This is a genomic window from Paenarthrobacter sp. NPDC090522 (genome assembly GCF_044769225.1).
Lineage (GTDB): Bacteria > Actinomycetota > Actinomycetes > Actinomycetales > Micrococcaceae > Arthrobacter.
In genome coordinates, this window is the sequence record NZ_JBIVXL010000001.1 from 283,307 (window position 1) to 300,753 (window position 17,447).

General features: G+C 64.4%; 18 protein-coding genes. 1 reads left to right on the top strand and 17 read right to left on the bottom strand.

Going from position 1 to position 17,447, the window contains the following annotated elements:
* Positions 1 to 13 precede the first annotated feature (13 nt).
* From coaBC to pyrR, 11 genes are all read right to left on the bottom strand, one after another.
* Positions 14 to 1,261: a bifunctional phosphopantothenoylcysteine decarboxylase/phosphopantothenate--cysteine ligase CoaBC gene (gene coaBC, locus ACIQT2_RS01280; protein ID WP_402942820.1), complete on the bottom strand. Its 1,248-nt coding sequence runs from the start codon at positions 1,259 to 1,261 to the stop codon at positions 14 to 16.
* A gap of 27 nt (positions 1,262 to 1,288) precedes the next feature.
* Positions 1,289 to 1,549 carry a DNA-directed RNA polymerase subunit omega gene (gene rpoZ / locus ACIQT2_RS01285; protein WP_017197559.1) on the bottom strand — a complete coding sequence of 87 codons (261 nt, stop codon included), beginning with the start codon at positions 1,547 to 1,549 and terminating at the stop codon, positions 1,289 to 1,291.
* A gap of 39 nt (positions 1,550 to 1,588) precedes the next feature.
* A complete protein-coding gene (gene gmk / locus ACIQT2_RS01290) occupies positions 1,589 to 2,161 on the bottom strand; it encodes a guanylate kinase (RefSeq protein WP_402942822.1) in 573 nt (190 codons plus the stop codon).
* A 21-nt stretch (positions 2,162 to 2,182) separates the two neighbouring features.
* Positions 2,183 to 2,509: an integration host factor, actinobacterial type gene (gene mihF / locus ACIQT2_RS01295; protein ID WP_402942825.1), complete on the bottom strand. Its 327-nt coding sequence runs from the start codon at positions 2,507 to 2,509 to the stop codon at positions 2,183 to 2,185.
* A 70-nt stretch (positions 2,510 to 2,579) separates the two neighbouring features.
* A complete protein-coding gene (gene pyrF / locus ACIQT2_RS01300) occupies positions 2,580 to 3,449 on the bottom strand; it encodes an orotidine-5'-phosphate decarboxylase (RefSeq protein ID WP_402942828.1) in 870 nt (289 codons plus the stop codon).
* Positions 3,442 to 6,750, bottom strand: coding sequence for a carbamoyl-phosphate synthase large subunit (gene carB / locus ACIQT2_RS01305; RefSeq protein WP_402942831.1), 3,309 nt, complete (start codon positions 6,748 to 6,750; stop codon positions 3,442 to 3,444). Before carB ends, pyrF begins: the two co-directional genes overlap by 8 nt.
* Positions 6,750 to 7,994, bottom strand: coding sequence for a glutamine-hydrolyzing carbamoyl-phosphate synthase small subunit (carA, locus tag ACIQT2_RS01310; RefSeq protein WP_402942834.1), 1,245 nt, complete (start codon positions 7,992 to 7,994; stop codon positions 6,750 to 6,752). The genes carB and carA overlap by 1 nt, the downstream gene beginning before the upstream one ends.
* Complete coding sequence (locus tag ACIQT2_RS01315; protein WP_402942836.1) at positions 7,975 to 8,496, bottom strand: hypothetical protein; 522 nt, start codon at positions 8,494 to 8,496, stop codon at positions 7,975 to 7,977. Before ACIQT2_RS01315 ends, carA begins: the two co-directional genes overlap by 20 nt.
* On the bottom strand, positions 8,496 to 9,845 hold the full coding sequence (locus ACIQT2_RS01320; RefSeq protein ID WP_402942839.1) for a dihydroorotase: 1,350 nt from the start codon (positions 9,843 to 9,845) through the stop codon (positions 8,496 to 8,498). Before ACIQT2_RS01320 ends, ACIQT2_RS01315 begins: the two co-directional genes overlap by 1 nt.
* Entirely contained in the window at positions 9,845 to 10,855 is a 1,011-nt protein-coding gene (locus ACIQT2_RS01325; protein ID WP_402942842.1) for an aspartate carbamoyltransferase catalytic subunit, read from the bottom strand. Before ACIQT2_RS01325 ends, ACIQT2_RS01320 begins: the two co-directional genes overlap by 1 nt.
* Positions 10,852 to 11,436: a bifunctional pyr operon transcriptional regulator/uracil phosphoribosyltransferase PyrR gene (pyrR, locus tag ACIQT2_RS01330; RefSeq protein ID WP_402942845.1), complete on the bottom strand. Its 585-nt coding sequence runs from the start codon at positions 11,434 to 11,436 to the stop codon at positions 10,852 to 10,854. Before pyrR ends, ACIQT2_RS01325 begins: the two co-directional genes overlap by 4 nt.
* 156 nt (positions 11,437 to 11,592) lie before the next feature.
* On the opposite strand from pyrR, the gene ACIQT2_RS01335 reads away from it, so the two are divergent.
* Entirely contained in the window at positions 11,593 to 12,846 is a 1,254-nt protein-coding gene (locus tag ACIQT2_RS01335) for a PrsW family intramembrane metalloprotease (protein WP_402942848.1), read from the top strand.
* Between the two features lie 68 nt (positions 12,847 to 12,914).
* Here ACIQT2_RS01335 and nusB read toward each other — a convergent pair whose 3' ends face one another.
* The 6 genes from nusB to aroC form a co-directional block, all read right to left on the bottom strand.
* Positions 12,915 to 13,325 carry a transcription antitermination factor NusB gene (gene nusB / locus ACIQT2_RS01340; protein WP_400331976.1) on the bottom strand — a complete coding sequence of 137 codons (411 nt, stop codon included), beginning with the start codon at positions 13,323 to 13,325 and terminating at the stop codon, positions 12,915 to 12,917.
* Positions 13,325 to 13,888: an elongation factor P gene (efp, locus tag ACIQT2_RS01345; protein ID WP_021470603.1), complete on the bottom strand. Its 564-nt coding sequence runs from the start codon at positions 13,886 to 13,888 to the stop codon at positions 13,325 to 13,327. Before efp ends, nusB begins: the two co-directional genes overlap by 1 nt.
* A gap of 164 nt (positions 13,889 to 14,052) precedes the next feature.
* Positions 14,053 to 14,574, bottom strand: coding sequence for a tetratricopeptide repeat protein (locus ACIQT2_RS01350; RefSeq protein ID WP_400331973.1), 522 nt, complete (start codon positions 14,572 to 14,574; stop codon positions 14,053 to 14,055).
* Positions 14,571 to 15,662 (bottom strand): 3-dehydroquinate synthase, encoded by a 1,092-nt coding sequence (gene aroB / locus ACIQT2_RS01355; protein WP_402942852.1) that lies wholly within the window; start codon positions 15,660 to 15,662, stop codon positions 14,571 to 14,573. The genes ACIQT2_RS01350 and aroB overlap by 4 nt, the downstream gene beginning before the upstream one ends.
* Complete coding sequence (locus ACIQT2_RS01360) at positions 15,659 to 16,225, bottom strand: shikimate kinase (RefSeq protein ID WP_400331967.1); 567 nt, start codon at positions 16,223 to 16,225, stop codon at positions 15,659 to 15,661. The genes aroB and ACIQT2_RS01360 overlap by 4 nt, the downstream gene beginning before the upstream one ends.
* Complete coding sequence (gene aroC / locus ACIQT2_RS01365; RefSeq protein ID WP_402942855.1) at positions 16,225 to 17,424, bottom strand: chorismate synthase; 1,200 nt, start codon at positions 17,422 to 17,424, stop codon at positions 16,225 to 16,227. The genes ACIQT2_RS01360 and aroC overlap by 1 nt, the downstream gene beginning before the upstream one ends.
* Between the last annotated feature and the right edge of the window lie 23 nt (positions 17,425 to 17,447).

A 17,447-nucleotide genomic window follows, 5' to 3' on the forward strand; every position in this document is an offset into this window, starting at 1 on the left:
GCGCCGCCGGCAGCTAGGGTGCCGGGAACACCCGGGCCAGTTCCGCGCCCACACGGTCAACGACGGCGGCGGCGACGTCGGCCTTCGAGCCGGAGGCCGATTGGGGTTCGGCCCCGTGACCAGAGAGGATGACCACAGAATTGTCATCCTGGCCAAAGACCCTGCCGACGCCTACCTGGTTGACCACCAGGAGGTCACAGCCCTTGCGTTTGAGTTTGGCGGTGGCATGCTCCAGGACATCGCCTTGTGCGTCGCCGGTTTCCGCGGCAAAACCCACGATGACCTGCCGGCCACCCGCGGCATTGCGCCGTTCCACGAGTTCGTGGAGGATGTCCGGGTTGCGTACCAGCCGCACCAGTGGAGCATCCTCGCCGTCGACCTTCTTGATTTTGGTGTCCGAAACATCCGCGGGGCGGAAGTCCGCAACGGCGGCTGCCATGATGACGACGTCGGAATCGACTGCCGCTTGAAGCGCCGCTTCGCGCAGCTCCAGGGCAGACTCGACGCGGACCAGTTCGACGCCGGCGGGCGGCTCGACATCCATATGCGCTGCGAGGAATCTCACAGTAGCTCCAGCCGCCAGCGCCGCAGCGGCCAAGGCCGCCCCCTGCTTTCCGGAGGAGCGGTTTCCAAGGAAACGGACGGGATCCAAGGCCTCCCGGGTACCCCCGGCAGAAACGGTGACCACCTTGCCCGTGAGCGCTCCTGGTTGGCGAGGCGTTGCCGGCAGGCTTTCAGCTCCGGCCAAAGCGATGGCGGCGGCGAAGATCGCTTCCGGCTCCGGCAGCCTTCCGGGGCCGGAGTCCGCTCCGGTGAGCCGGCCGCTGGCCGGCTCCAGGACGGTCACGCCACGGCTGCGCAGGGTTTCGACGTTTGCCTGCGTGGCTGCATGCTGCCACATTTCCGTGTGCATGGCCGGCGCGAAGAGGACCGGGCCGTGGGCCATCAGGAGGGTGTTCGTCAGGAGGTCTCCCGCCTGTCCCGTTGCCGCCTTGGCAAGGAGGTCGGCGGTAGCTGGTGCAACGACGATCAAATCGGCCTCGTGGCCGAGCCTGACGTGGTTGACCTTCTCGACATCGTCGAAAACGCTGTTGCTGACGGGGTTGCCGGAGAGCGCCTCCCAGGTGGCCACGCCCACAAATCGGGTAGCCGCCTCCGTTGGGATGACGGTGACCTTATGGCCGGCTTCAGTAAAAAGCCGGAGGAGCGATGCAACCTTGTAGGCTGCGATCCCTCCCCCGACTCCGAGGACTATGCGCACGTGACCTCCGTCAACAGGCAGTCAGCCTTACTCTGCGGGCTCGATCGGGGTGGAGACCAGGAGGCCTTCGTTGATCTCGCGCAGGGCGATGGAGAGCGACTTCTCGTTCAGCTTGGTATCGACCAAGGGGCCGACGTACTCGAAGAGGCCCTCATGCAGCTGGGCGTAGTAGGCGTTGATCTGACGGGCACGCTTGGCGCCGAAGATCACCAGGCCGTACTTGGAATCGGCAGCCTCAAGCAGCGAGTCGATCGGCGGGTTGATGATGCCTTCAAGGTTCGTGGACACGAAATCTCCAAATTCTAGCGGGCCGACAAGTGCAAGCGCTTAGCGCTGGTGCGGGGTAAGCCCCATGAGTGAAACAAGCTCGTCCGCTGCCCGGCGAACGTCGTCATTGATGACGGTGTGGTCAAACTCCGGTTCAGCAGCAAGTTCCAGTTTAGCGGTTTCCAGCCTGCGCTGCTGTTCGTCGGGAGTTTCGGTGCCGCGGCCCACCAGGCGGCGGACCATTTCGTCCCAGCTCGGGGGTGCCAGGAAAACGAAATTGGCATCCGGTACCGCTTCCTTCACCTGGCGCGCACCCTGGAGGTCGATCTCCAACAGAACGGACTTGCCCTCGGCGATGGCTGCGTTGACGGTGCTGCGCAACGTGCCGTAGCGGTTATGGCCGTGGACCACGGCCCACTCCAGCAATTCACCATCTGCGACGAGGGAATCGAACTCCTCGGCGGACTTGAAGAAGTAGTGGACACCATCCTTCTCGCCGGGCCGGGCCGCACGGGTAGTGGCTGATACTGACAGCCAAACCTCTGGATAGTTGTCCCTGATGTAGGTGGATACGGTTCCCTTGCCAACAGCAGTTGGGCCTGCAAGGACAGTCAGTCCAGGTTTCGTGCTCACGGATTCCTTCGGGGAGATGCGTCAATCGCTTTGTTGGGTATACATAAAATCTACCAGCGCGCGGGCCTGGTGAATTCCCAGGCCCCTGATCCGCCGCGATCCGGCAATACCGATGTCGGCCATGATCGCGGCGGCCCGGACAGGGCCAATGCCCGGGAGTGCCTCCAGCAGTTCGATCACCCGCATCCGCGCAATGGCCTCATCCGAAGTGCCCGATGAGATCAGTTCGGCGATGCTGACCTCACCCCGCTTGAGCCGCTCCTTGGCTGCAGCGCGGGTAGCCCGTGCCTTGGCAGCCTTTTCCAAAGCGTCGTAACGCTCCTGCGGGGTGAGTTCTTTCAAAGCCATGGCCAAACTCCCGTTCAAGAGGAACTGTGACACGGATCACGCGACTGATGCTGAACCTACCGGCAGCAGCCTAGGCGCGCAAGCCGCCCAGGGTTTCCTCTGTTGCGGCCCGAAGGGCAGCGAGTGTGGGCCCGGCGGCGAGGATTCCGCGGCTGGACGTGGCAAGGACTGCCGGGTAGGCCGAACCGAAGGTAGCGCGAAGGTCCGCCGGAGTGGCTCCCTGGGCACCAAGACCGGGAGCCAGGATCGCGCCCTTGACCGGTCCAAGATCAATTCCGAGGTCCTCAAGGGCGGAACCGATCGTGGCTCCCACTACAAGGCCAACCGATCCCAGGGCGCCAGCGTAGCGTGCATTTTCGGTCGCAGCAGCAGCAATAATCCGCCGGGCTACCGAGTCATCTCCGCCAACATGCTGGACGCTCTTGCCTTCCGGATTGGACGTCAGTGCAAGCACGAACACTCCCCTGCCGTACTCCGCTGCGAGCTCCAAGGCAGGCCGCAAGGACTCAAAGCCCAAGTAGGGGCTCAGCGTGACCGAGTCGGCTGCCAAGGACGAACCATCGCGAAGCCAGGCATCCGCGTACGCCGCCATGGTGGAGCCAATGTCGCCGCGTTTGGCGTCGGCGATGCTCAAGACTCCGGCCTCTTTGGAGGCTGCCAGGGTGCGTTCCAGGACCGCCATACCGGCGGATCCGTGGCGCTCGTAGAGCGCCACCTGCGGCTTGACGGCGGCAGCGAGGGAAGCCACCGCCTCCACCACAGTGAGCGAAAAGCGTTCCAGCCCGGCGGCGTCGTCGTTCAGTCCCCAGTCCGCCAGCAACTGCGGGTGCGGGTCAATGCCAACGCACAACGGACCGCGGGCGTCCATGGCCGCCGCCAGCCGGGAGCCGAACGACTCCCGGGCCGGCTGCAGTTCGGGTGTTACGCCGGACTCAGGCATTGGCGGCCTCAAAGGAGGCAGCCAGGTTGGCCGCGTGCTCCTGCAGGCTCGTCACGGACCACTCGTAGGTGCGCAGCGCTTCGATCGCCTGGACCGCAGCGTTGAACTCCGCCACCGTGGTGATGCAGGGAATGCCGATCGAGGTTGCCGCAGCCCGCAGTTCGTATCCATCGCTGCGCGCTTCGCCGCCGGACGGGGTGTTGAACACCATGTCGATTTCCCCTGCCACGACGAGGTCCGCGATGGTTCCCTCACCCTCGGCGCTGCTGCCCTCGGCCACCTTGCGAACAGGCGTTGCCTGGATGCCGTTGCGGCGCAGGACGTCCGCGGTTCCGCCTGTGGAGACAATCTCGAAACCGAGGTCCGACAGGCGCTTGACGCCCATGATCACGGACCGCTTGTCCCGGTTGGCCACCGAGACGAAGATCTTGCCACCGGTGGGCAGGGCGTTGTTCGCGCCCGACTGGCTCTTCGCGAAGGCGGTATCGAAGTGCTTGTCGATGCCCATGACCTCGCCCGTTGAACGCATCTCGGGGCCGAGCAGGGAGTCAACAACCTTGCCCTCCGGAGTGCGGAAGCGGCTGAACGGCAAAACGGCTTCCTTGACGGCGACCGGGGCGTCGAGCGGAAGCATGGAACCGTCGCCGGACTCCGGCAGCATCTTGTACGCGCTGCGGAGCTGGTTGATGGTCACGCCCGTACCGATCAACGCGGCGGCCTTGGCCATCTGCACGCCCGTCGCCTTGGAGACGAACGGAACGGTACGGGAGGCGCGCGGGTTCGCCTCGAGGACGTAGAGGACATCCGATGCCAGGGCGAACTGGATGTTGATCAGGCCGCGGACGCCCACACCTTCGGCGATGGCGCGCGTAGCAGTACGGACGCGCTCGATCACGTTGTTGCCCAAGGTGATCGGGGGCAGCACGCACGCGGAGTCACCGGAGTGGACTCCGGCTTCCTCGATGTGCTCCATGATGCCGCCCAGGTACATGTCCGTGCCGTCGAAGAGCGCATCGACGTCGATCTCCACCGCGTCTTCGAGGAAGCGGTCGATCAGCACCGGGTGCTCGGAAGTGATTTCCGTTGCGTTGGCGATGTAGCGGGACAGGTTGGCTTCGTCGTAGACGATCTCCATGCCGCGGCCGCCCAGGACGTAGGACGGACGGACCAGGACGGGGTAGCCGATCTCGTCGGCGATCTTCTTGGCGTCCTCGAAGGAGACCGCGGTGCCGTTCTTCGGGGAGGTCAGGCCGGCCTCATCCAGGACACGGGCGAAGGCGCCGCGGTGCTCTGCGAGGTCGATCGCTTCGGGCGAGGTGCCCAGGATGGGGACACCGGCGTCGGCCAGCTGCTGGGCCAGCTTCAGCGGGGTCTGGCCACCGAGCTGGACGAAGACGCCCATAACGCCACCGGTGCGCTCCTCGGCGGCGATGACCTCGAGGACGTCCTCGAGGGTCAGCGGCTCGAAGTAGAGGCGCGTGGAGACGTCGTAGTCAGTAGAGACGGTTTCCGGGTTGCAGTTGACCATGACGGTCTCGTAGCCGGCCTTGCGCAGTGCCATGGAGGCGTGGACGCAGGAGTAGTCGAACTCGATGCCCTGGCCGATGCGGTTGGGGCCGGAGCCGAGGATGATGACAGAGGGCTTGGAGTGCAGTCCTACCTCGTCTTCCTCGTCGTAGGCCGAGTAGTGGTACGGCGTGTAGGCGGCGAACTCGGCGGCGCAGGTGTCCACCGTCTTGTAGACCGGGCGGATACCCAGGGCCTGGCGGACACCGCGGACAACAGCCTCCGAGTTGTGCGTGAGGGCACCGATCTGCTCGTCGGAGAAGCCGTGGCGCTTGGCGGTCCGCAGCATGTCTTCGCTGAGGACGCCGGCCTTGCGGATCTCCTGTGCCGTCTCGTTGAGCAGCTGAAGCTGGTCCAGGAACCACGGATCGATCTTGGTGGCCGCGAAAAGGTCTTCCACCGTGGCACCGCCCAGGAGGGCGCGCTGCACCTGGTGGAGGCGGTCCGTGGTGGGGCGCTTGGCGTTCTCGATGAGCTCCGCGACCTGGTACTCGGGGACGGAGCTGAAGTCCAGCTGCGAGCCCTTCTGCTCGAGGGAGCGAAGGGCCTTCTGCAAGGCTTCGGTGAAGTTGCGGCCCATGGCCATGGCTTCGCCCACGGACTTCATCGTGGTGGTCAGCGTGTTGTCCGCCGCCGGGAACTTCTCGAACGCGAAGCGCGGAACCTTGACCACGACGTAGTCGAGGGTGGGCTCGAAGGATGCAGGGGTCTTCTGCGTGATGTCGTTGGGGATCTCGTCCAAGGTGTAGCCGAGGGACAGCTTGGTGGCGATCTTGGCGATCGCGAAGCCGGTTGCCTTCGAAGCCAGGGCGGATGAACGGGATACACGCGGGTTCATCTCGATGACCACCACGCGGCCCGTGGCGGGTTCGATGGCGAACTGGATGTTGCAGCCACCGGTGTCCACACCGACTTCGCGGATCACGGCGATGGCCACGTCGCGGAGCTTCTGGTATTCGCGGTCGGTCAGCGTCAGGGCAGGTGCGACGGTGATCGAGTCACCGGTGTGCACGCCTACGGGATCGAAGTTCTCGATGGAGCACACAACAACGACGTTGTCGTTCTTGTCGCGCATCATCTCGAGCTCATATTCCTTCCAGCCAAGGATGCTCTCTTCGAGCAGTACCTCAGTGGTGGGGCTGTACTGGAGGCCCTGGCCAACAATGCGGCGGAGGTCGTCTTCGTTGTACGCCAGGCCGGAGCCCAGGCCACCCATGGTGAACGACGGCCGGACCACCATGGGGTAGCCGAGGTCCTCGGCAGCCTTGAAGGCCTCGTCCATGGTGTGGATGATGTGGCTGCGTGCCGATTCGGCGCCACAGCGTTCCACGACGCCCTTGAACTTTTCGCGGTCCTCGCCGAGCTCGATCGCGGCGATGTTGGCACCGATCAACTCCACGTTGTACTTCTCCAGGACGCCGTTCTTGTCCAGGGCAATCGCGGTGTTCAGTGCGGTCTGGCCACCCAGCGTCGGCAGGACGGCGTCAGGACGCTCCTTGGCAATGATCTTCTCGACCACCTCGGGCGTGATGGGTTCCACATAGGTGGCATCCGCGAACTCGGGGTCGGTCATGATGGTGGCCGGGTTGGAGTTGACCAGGATGACCCGCAGGCCTTCGTCCTTCAGGACGCGCAGGGCCTGGGTACCGGAGTAGTCGAACTCGGCGGCCTGGCCGATGACGATCGGGCCGGAACCGATGACAAGGACGCTCTTGAGATCTGTACGCTTGGGCATTACTTCTGGTCCTCAGTCTTGGTGTCGGTGGAGTTTGCGGCGGTGGCGGCTTTCGTGTCGGCCATGAGGTCGATGAAGCGGTCGAAGAGGTACGCGGCGTCGTGCGGGCCCGCAGCTGCCTCGGGGTGGTACTGGACCGAGAAGGCCGGGATGTCGAGGCAGGCGAGGCCTTCCACAACGTCGTCGTTCAACGAAACGTGGCTGACCTCAACCCGGCCGTAGCGCTCTTCCGGGGCCACAGTGGCGCCGTTCATGGGCGCGTCCACAGCGAAGCCGTGGTTCTGGGAAGTGATCTCCACCTTGCCGGTGCGGCGGTCCATGACCGGCTGGTTGATGCCGCGGTGTCCGTAGCGCAGCTTGTAGGTGCCGAAGCCAAGCGCGCGGCCCAGGATCTGGTTGCCGAAGCAAATGCCGAAGTACGGCAGCTTCTCGTCCAGCACCGAACGGAGCAGGGTCACTTGGTGGTCCGCGGTGGCGGGGTCTCCGGGGCCGTTGGACATGAAGAAGCCGTCCGGGCTGACGGCGTTGACGTCCTCGAGTGTGGCGGTGGCCGGGAGGACGTGCACGCGGACGCCGCGCTCCGCGAAGCGGACCGGGGTCATGGCCTTGATGCCGAGGTCCACCGCGGCGATGGAGAAGCGCGGTTCGCCGTCCCAGCCGTGGTCCTTGGGCTCCACCACGTAGGCTTCGTCGATGCTGACTTCCTCAGCCAGGGCTGCGCCTTCCATGGGGGCGCTGGCCAGGACGGTCTCCAGCAGTTCCTTGTCCGAGGCCTGGGCGGCCTCGCCGGAGAAGATGCCGGCGCGCATGGTCTTGTGCTCACGCAGGTGCCGGGTAATGGCGCGGGTGTCCACGCCCTGGATGCCCACGATTCCCTGCTCCACCAGTTCGGCGTCGAGGGAACGCTCGGAGCGCCAGTTGGAGGGGCGGCGTGCGGCGTCGCGCACGATGTAGCCCGCAACCCAGATCTTGCGGGACTCAGCGTCTTCGCTGTTGACGCCCGTGTTCCCGATGTGCGGGGCCGTCTGGACCACCAGCTGGCGGGCGTAGGAGGGGTCCGTGATGGTCTCCTGGTAGCCGGTCATACCGGTTGCGAAGACGGCTTCACCGAGGGCTGTGCCTTGGGCGCCGTAGCTCCGGCCGCGGAACATGCGGCCGTCTTCGAGCACCAGAACGGCTGCTGAGGGGGTTGGTGTGGTGGCTGCGTTACTGTCCGTCACTTTATTACTTTCCACTATCGGCATCTGCCTGAGGGGCTGCGGAGATCAATTCTTGAAGGGCTTCGAGGAGGAGCTGCTGGTCTGCGGATTGCCTGGATCTGAAGCCGGTGTCCAGTTCCCGGTCCCCCAGCTTCCAGCTGATGACCAGGAGTCCGTCCTTCTCGACGAACTTGCCGGCCATCCCGGCGTCCCTGCGGACGTCGGTCACGGCCGCGCGGGGGATGAACACCGGAGCTGCTCCGGGGCGGTCGAACAGCACGCCTTCGGCGTGGATGCTCAACTCGGCGTTGGTCCGGATTCCCAGCCCCTGCACGGCGATGCGGTCCAGCCAGTCGCCTGCCGTGGTGGTCGCAACATACTGCCCCTCGGCCACCACTGCGGCCGGCGCCAGTTGCTGCGGCACGTCCGGGAGGCGTTCGACGTCGGACTGTCGCCTGAGGCGGTTCCGCCACCCCAGCCCGATCATCGCCAGGATGACGAGGATCAAAGCCACGGTGATGACCGCTGAGAGGGTCTGGGTGTCCATCAGGCGCCGCTGACCGCCGCGGCAGGGGTATCGAGGTTTCCCGGGTACCGGTAAGGCGTGTTCAGTTGGCCGTCGAGGACCGTCGGGTGGCCCTTGAAGAACGTGGCAACGACTGATCCGGGCAGTTCCTTGCCCTTGAACGGTGAATTGCGGCCCATGGTGGCCATTTTATGGGGGTCCACCGTCCAGCGCGCAGCCGGGTCGACCAGGATGAAGTTGGCCGGCTCACCTTCGTCCAAGGGACGGCCCTGGTCGGCGACCCGGCCGATCTGCGCCGGAGTGAAGGAGGTAACCCTCGCGAAGTCGGCCCATGTCATGAGGCCGGTTTCGATCATGGTTGCCTGCACCACGGAAAGTGCGGTTTCCAGGCCCGTCATGCCCATGGCGGCCTGTGCCCATTCGCATTCCTTGTGCTCGCTCGGGTGCGGCGCGTGGTCCGTTCCCACCACATCGATGGTTCCGTCGGCCAGGCCTTCGCGGAGAGCCTGGACGTCCGCGTCCGTGCGGAGCGGCGGGTTGACCTTGAACACGGGGTCGTAGCTGCGGACCAGTTCGTCGGTGAGGATGAGGTGGTGCGGGGTGACTTCCGCCGTGACGTTGATGCCGCGGGCCTTGGCCCAGCGGACGATTTCAACGCTTCCTGCCGTTGACACGTGGCAGATGTGCAGGCGCGAACCCACGTGCTGGGCCAAAAGGACATCGCGGGCGATGATGCTTTCTTCGGCGACAGCCGGCCAGCCGGCCAGTCCCAGGACGGCCGAGACGGCGCCTTCGTTCATCTGTGCCCCGGCGGTAAGGCGCGGTTCCTGCGCATGCTGGGCCACCACGCCGTCGAACGCTTTGACGTATTCCAGGGCGCGGCGCATGAGGACGGGATCATGAACGCAGATGCCATCGTCGGAGAACATCCGTACCTGCGCGCGGGAGTCGGCCATGGCACCCAGCTCTGCGAGCTGTTCCCCGGCAAGTCCGACCGTGACCGCACCCACGGGGCGGACATCCACCCAGCCCGAAGCCCGGCCCAGGCTGTGGACCTGCTCCACGACGCCCGCGGTATCTGCCACGGGGTTGCTGTTGGCCATGGCGTGGACGGCAGTGAAGCCGCCCAGGGCTGCCGCACGGGTACCGGTTTCAACCGTCTCTGCGTCTTCCCTGCCCGGCTCGCGAAGGTGGGTGTGGACGTCCACCATGCCGGGGAGGGCGATCAGGCCGGCCGCGTCGATGACAGTGGCATCGTCAGCTGCCAGGTCCTTGCCACGTGCCGCGATGAGCCCGCCACGGATCAGGAGGTCTTCGGCTTCGCCGCCAAGAATGGCGGCCCCGCGGATCAGGTAGGTATCACCGGACATCAGTTGTTCTCCTTGGTGGACGGGGTGGTTGCAGTGGGGGCTGCCTCGCGGGTGTCTCCCGAAAGCAGCAGGTAGAGGGCGGCCATCCGCACGGAAACACCGTTCCGGACCTGGGCCAGCACGGTGGAACGGGGAGAGTCTGCGGCCGCGGAGGAGATCTCCAGGCCCCGGTTCATGGGACCCGGGTGCATGATGATGGTGTCCTTCATGCCGAGGTCATCCAAGGTTTTCAGGCGTGCGTCATCGAAACCCCAGCGGCGTGAGTACTCGCGGGTGGACGGGAAGAAGGAAGCGTTCATGCGTTCGCCCTGGACCCGGAGCATCATCATGGCGTCCACGCCGGCTTCGAGGGTCTCGTCGAGGTTGTAGCTGATCTTGCAGGGCCAGTGTTCGACGCCGATCGGCAGCAAGGTGGGTGGCGCAACAAGCGTGACATCGGCACCCAGGGTACGCAGCAGCCACACGTTGGACCGGGCCACCCGGGAGTGCAGGACATCGCCGGCGATGGCCACCCGCATGCCTTTCAGGTCCGCGCCGGAGGACGCCGTCCCGTTGATCTGCGACCAGTGGCGGCGCATGGTGAAGGCATCCAGCAAGGCCTGCGTGGGGTGTTCGTGGGTACCGTCTCCGGCGTTGATCACCGCGGCATCGATCCAGTCGGTAGCGGCAAGTCGGTGCGGAGCCCCGGATGCCCAGTGCCTGATCACCACGGCGTCGGCACCCATGGCGGCCAGGGTCTGTGCCGTGTCCTTGAGGGACTCCCCCTTGGAGACCGAGGAGCCTTTGGCAGCAAAGTTGATGACGTCCGCGGACAAGCGCTTGGCCGCGGCCTCGAAGGAGATGCGCGTCCGCGTGGAATCCTCAAAGAAGAGGTTCACCACCGTACGGCCGCGAAGGGCCGGAAGCTTCTTGACCTCGCGGTCCCCCACGGCGGACATTTCCTCGGCGGTGTCCAGAACGCGGATGGCGTCCGCGGCGCTGAGGTTCTCAGTGGAAAGAAGGTGCTTCACTTACCTGCCTCGATCACTACTTCGTTGATGGGTTCGCCGTCCACGGAATCGATCTCTTCGAGGCGCACGCGGACCTTCTCTGAAGATGACGTGGGAAGGTTCTTGCCCACATGGTCCGCCCGGATGGGCAGCTCACGGTGACCCCGGTCCACCAGGACTGCGAGGCGCACGATCCTGGGCCGACCCAGGTCAACCAGGGCATCCAACGCCGCACGGATGGTACGTCCCGAGTAAAGGACGTCGTCAATGAGGACAACAACTTTGTTGTCGATGCCGGAGAGGGGAAGGCGCGTGTGGTGCGGTGGCCGCGTGGGCTGGTGCGAGAGGTCGTCACGGAACATGGTGACATCAAGCTGGCCGACAATGGTTTCGGCGCTGACCGCGGGATCGGCCGCGGCAATTTTGTTGGCCAGGCGCACGGCAAGTGGATAGCCGCGGCGGGGAATGCCCAACAGGACCAGGTCCTGGGAGCCTTTGTTGGCCTCGAGGATCTCATGGGCGATACGAGTGAGCGCACGGTCGATGTCCGCCTGGTTGAGGACAACCCTGGACGGAACCTGCGCTGAAGTAACTTCAGTCATCGCTCGTCTCCCCTTTCCCCGCCTCACAGGACGGAATTAAAAAAGGAATATTTGCGTTTCAAAGTTACCACAGGCACCTCGGGCGCCCTCACCGCATGACCCGGGCAGCGGTGAGTTTAACCTCACATCCCGAACGCGTGGAATAGGCTCGAGAGCATGACCAGCAACTTCCCCGGCAACCCTGGCGGCCCGCGGCACGATCCTGGGTCCATGCCGGGCGGGTCCCCCAATCCCACCTGGATCGGCAGGGTGCAGCCAGGCAACTACCAAACGGCCCCCGGGAATCCAGGCGCGCTTCCCCAACAGTCCTGGGCCAACCCGGCCCGCGCCCAGCCCCGACGGAGTTGGGGTTTGATCCCGCTGCTCCTGGTGGGTGCCGTCCTGGTTTTCGGAAGCCTCCTCCTGGTGATCCCTTTCCTCCTGGGAAACACCGGCGTCACCGGCTTCGTGATCGGTTTTGTGGCTTCGGTGGTTCCGCTGTCCGTGGTGTTGTTGACCGTACGGTTCATTGACCGCTGGGAGCCCGAGCCCAAGCGCCTGCTGTGGTTCGCGTTCACCTGGGGAGCCGCCGTCTCCATTGCCGCGACGCTTTTGATCCAACCTGTGTTTGCCTTGGCAGCTCCCACCACCAGCGAAGAGGCCTTCACCTACTTCATGGCTACGGTGCAGGCTCCCATCGTGGAGGAATTCAGCAAGTCCCTTGGCTTGCTGGTACTCATCCTCGCGGCACGGAAATACTTCGACGGTCCGGTGGATGGCGTGGTCTTCGCCTTCACCATCGCCGCCGGCTTCGCCTTTACGGAGAACATCCTGTACTTCGGCCGCGAGATCGCCTCATCCTCCGAGCCGGGTGCAGACCTGGTCCGGATCTTCATCCTGCGTGGGGTCATGTCGCCCTTTGCGCACGCCATCTTCACCGGGACCACCGGGCTCATCATGGGATTCGCCGCACGGAAATGGCACACCGGCTACGCGGTCCTGGCGTTCTTCATAGGCCTGCTCCCCGCAATGTTCCTGCATAACCGCTGGAACAGCATGGGCCAGGACTTCCTGGCCGAGTACTTTGTGGTCCAGGTACCGATCTTCCTGGTGGCCGCCGTGGGCATCATCCTGCTTCGCCTCGCCGAAGGAAAGCTCACACGCCAACGCCTGCAGGAATATGCCGCTGCTGGTTGGTTCACGCCGGTGGAGGTGGAGATGCTGTCAACCGCCCGCGGCAGGAGGCAAGCCATCGGATGGGCTGCCACCCGCGGCCGCTCGGCCCACATGCGCAACTTCATCAAGGCCGCCACGGCTTTGGCTTTCACCCGCCAGCGGATCCTGAGCGGACGCGACGTCCAGCTCCATCAAAGGGACGAACTGGAGCAGCTGCGGGCCATTCCGGAGTTCCGCAAGGCTGTCCTGGGGTAGGCATACAGAAAGGGCCCGCTTTCCGGCACGCACGGTGCGGGAAAACGGGCCCTTCTTGGGCAGTACAGCTAGGCCAGCAAAGATGGCTTGAGCTTCTGCAGCCGCCCCAGCAAACCGTTGATGAAGGCCGGCGATTCGTCAGTGGACATGGTCTTGGCCAAGGCCACGGCTTCGCTGACGGCCACACCATCAGGAACGTCGTCGTTGTACAGCAGCTCCCAGGCGCCGATACGCAGGATGATGCGGTCCACGGACGGCATCCGCTCCAACGTCCAACCCTGCGCGTAGGTCTGCAGGAATTCGTCGATGGTGGGCTGCATGGACACAACACCCTCCACGATTTCCACCGTGTACGGGTTAACAACGAGGTCAGTCTTCTCCCGGCGTGCCTTCAGCGCGTCGAAAGCCGAGACCGAGCGCTGCTCGGCTTCGAAGAGTACTTCCAGGGCCCTGTTACGGGCCTTACCGCGGGCGCTCACTAGTCGTTGACCCGGCCCAGGTAGCTGCCGTCGCGGGTGTCGACCTTGACCTTGGTGCCCTGCTCGACGAACAGCGGAACCTGGATCTCGTATCCGGTCTCGACCGTAGCCGGCTTGGTGCCCGCGGACGAGCGGTCACCCTGGAGGCCGGGCTCGGTGTACGTGATTTCGAGGACGACGCTCGGCGGGAGTTCAATGTAGAGCGGAGTGCCCTCGTGGATGGCGATGTTCACCATCTGGTTCTCCAGCATGAAGTTGGTGGCATCACCCACAGTTGCGCCGGATACGTGGATCTGGTCGTAATCGCTGGTGTCCATGAAGACGAAGTCTTCGCCATCCTGGTACAGGTACTGGTAGTCGCGGCGGTCAACCGTGGCGGTCTCGATCTTGAGGCCGGCGTTGAACGTCTTGTCCACAACCTTGCCGGACATGACATTCCGCATCTTGGTGCGGACGAAGGCGCCGCCCTTGCCCGGCTTGACGTGCTGGAACTCAATGACGTTCCAGAGCTGGCCCTCGAGCTTCAGTACGGTTCCGTTCTTGATGTCGTTTGTGGTTGCCACTCGTATCCTCTGGTTTCTCTCACTGGTCAAAGCTAAGTTCTAGCTTCCAGCCGTATGCCAAGCCGGCATGCCACAATGGCTGGCCAGCGCGTATTTATCAAAAATCCAAGAACCATTCTAACGGCAATTGGAGGGTGGCCCGTCATCGGGCAGCAGGAAGCGGCCTAGGAAGCCACTTCCACCACGTCGCGGGCACGCTGCAAGGCCACGGCGGAGGAATAGATCAAGGCCGCGTCGGCCGCCATGGCTACCCGCAGGTCCAGGGCCTTCGCGAACTCTTCTGAAGCCGCGACGGCGTTGCCACTGACGAAGTAGGCACGCCCAAGGTACTGATGGACCACGGCTTCCTTGCTGCTGCCATGGACTTCATTAAGGAGTTGGCGGAACAGCTGAACGGCACGGTCGTGCCTGTTGGTGGCACGGTGGACTTCGGCTTCGAAGATCCTCAGGCGAAACGACTCGGGGTCCTTATAGCGTGCCTCGGCGAGCAATTCGGCGGCTTCCTTGGGCTGGTTCTCCAGCAGGAGTGCCATGATGCGGTCGGCGGGATCTTCGGACACAGCGAGGGCGGACTCCATCGCGTCCTCGTTCACCACCACCGGGAGGAGGGTGTCCGGGTTCATCCGGACTCCTGGGAAGCCGGCTGTTGGCCAGTCGCTGATGCCTTCGCTGAGGGTGGCCGTCATGATGCGATCTCCTGGTAGGCGGCAAACAGCAGTGAGGTGTCCGGAACATCCAGGATGCCGGGCTTGGCCACCCCGTCCAGGACCACGAATCGAAGAAGGTCGCCGCGGGACTTCTTGTCGCGCCGCATGCCGTCCAGCAAACCCTGCCAACGGTCCTTGCGGTAGGTGATAGGCAGGCCCAGGCTCTCCAGGATGGTCCGGTGCCTGTCGGCGTCGGCATCCGTGAGACGGCCAACACTGCGGGAGAGCTCTGCGGCGAACATCATGCCGACGGAGACCGCCGCGCCATGCCGCCAGGAGTAGCGCTCCACGAGTTCGATGGCGTGGCCCAAGGTGTGGCCGTAGTTCAGGATCTCACGCAGCCCGGATTCCTTGAGGTCCTGGGAAACAACCTTGGCCTTGACCGCGATGGCCCGCTCGATCAACTCCCGGATCACCACCGATCCCGGATCCGTCACTGCGTCCGTGTTCTTCTCCACGAGGTCCAAAATGGCGGGGTCCGCGATGAAGCCACATTTGATGACTTCGGCCATGCCCGAAATGAGTTCGTTCCTGGGGAGCGTCTGCAGTGTGTCCAGGTCCGCGAGCACAGCGGCAGGCGGGTGGAACGAACCCACGAGGTTCTTGCCTTCCGCGGTGTTGATGCCGGTCTTACCGCCGACAGAAGCGTCCACCATGCCAAGCAGGCTGGTGGGCATGTGGATGACCTTGACGCCGCGCAGCCAGGTGGCAGCAACGAATCCAGCCAGGTCCGTGACCGCACCACCGCCAACGGCGACGATTGCGTCCGATCTTGTGAAGTCGTTTTGCCCCAGCACCTGCCAGCAGAAGGCGGCTACCTGGATGTGCTTGCCCTCTTCGGCATCGGGGATCTCGGCTGTCAGGGCCGTGAAGCCTGCGGCCTCAAGTTCGGCCCGGACGGTATCGCCGGTCAGCCGAAGGGCCCTGGGGTGGATCACCAGGACACGGCGGACGCGCTCCCCGAGCTTGGCCGGAAGTGTTTCCAGCAATCCCCGTCCCACCACGACGTCGTAGTTGTCCGAGGCATTTTGCCCGGTGACCTTGATGACAGTTGCTTCGTTGCTCACTTTTCAACTTCCTCTTTCAAGGCTGCGTACTCGCGCAGCCGCTCCTCCAGCAGGAGGGCGATTTCCGTCACGGATCCCGACCGGACATCCAGGACGATGTTGGCGAGGCGCTCGTAGACGGGCTTTCGGGCGGCGAACAAGGCCTCCCAGCGGGACATCGCGTCCCCCTGCAGCAAGGGGCGGCCGGTGTTCCGCGCAATACGGTCTGCAACGGTTTCGGCATCGCATTCCAAGTACACAACAGTGCATTCTTCAAGCAACTGCTGCGTCCCCGAGTCAAGGACTGCTCCCCCACCGAGCGAAATGACGGCGGGCAGGACCTTGGCTGAATCGATGGCTTTGGCCACTGCCCGCGCTTCGAGTTCACGGAACGCGTGTTCGCCGCGGCCCGCGAAGATGTCCGCAATGCTGCCGTGCGCGGCCACCACTACGGCATCCGTATCCACGAAAGGTATGTCCAACTGTTGCGCCAACTGCACGCCAATGGCGGATTTTCCTACCGCCATCGGACCAACCAGGACAACGGGACGGCCTGCGCGGCCGCCCTGGATCGCGCCCGCCACTACCGGCCGACCGAGTCCAGGGTAGCCGGGATGCTGTCCAGGTAGCTCTGCAGGTTGCGGGTGGTCTCCGCCACGGAGTCGCCGCCAAACTTTTCGGTGATGGCCTCGGCCAGCACCAGCGCCACCATGGCCTCTGCAACGACGCCTGCCGCCGGCACCGCACATACGTCCGAACGCTGGTGGTGTGCCTTGGCCGGCTCACCGGTGCTGACGTCGATGGTGCGCAGCGCGCGCGGAACGGTGGCAATGGGCTTCATGGCCGCACGGACCCGGAGTACCTCACCAATGCTCATGCCGCCTTCGATGCCGCCTGCACGGTTGGTCTGCCGGATGATCTTGCCGTGCTCATCCTTGACGATTTCGTCGTGGGCGGCCGATCCACGGCGCGCAGCGGTCAGGAAGCCATCGCCAACTTCCACGCCCTTGATGGCCTGGATGCCCATGAGCGCTGCCGCCAGGCGTGAATCGAGGCGACGGTCCCAGTGGACGTAGCTGCCAAGTCCGGGCGGGAGTCCGTAGGCCAGGACTTCAACGACGCCGCCCAGGGTTTCCCCTTCCTTGTGGGCTGCATCAACCTCAGCCACCATGGCGTCCGAGGTCTCACGGTCGAAGCACCGCAACGGGTCCGCATCCAGGGCGAGTACGTCGCCCGGAAGCGGCAAAGGCCGGCCTTCAGGAACGGAGACGCTGGCAATGGAAACGGTGTGACTGACCAGTTCGACGCCAAGTTGCTTCAGGAACTGCGCCGCTACCGTACCCAGTGCCACGCGGGTGGCGGTTTCCCGGGCACTCGCACGTTCAAGCACAGGACGTGCTTCATCAAACCCGTACTTCTGCATACCGGTGAAATCGGCGTGGCCCGGACGCGGACGCGTCAAGGGGGCATTGCGTGCCTGGTCCGCCAAGAGCTCCGGATCCACCGGATCCGCGGACATGATCTGTTCCCACTTGGGCCATTCGGTGTTGCCCACCTGGATGGCAACGGGACCACCTTGGGTGACACCGTGACGGACACCACCCATGATGGTCACTTCGTCCTGCTCAAACTTCATGCGGGCGCCACGGCCATAACCAAGGCGGCGACGCGCCAGCGCGTCGCGGATCTGCCCACTGGTGAGTTCAACACCGGCAGGCACGCCTTCAACTATTCCGACCAGAGCCGGACCGTGGGATTCACCGGCTGTCAACCAACGCAACATATAACCAATCCTGCCATGTAAGG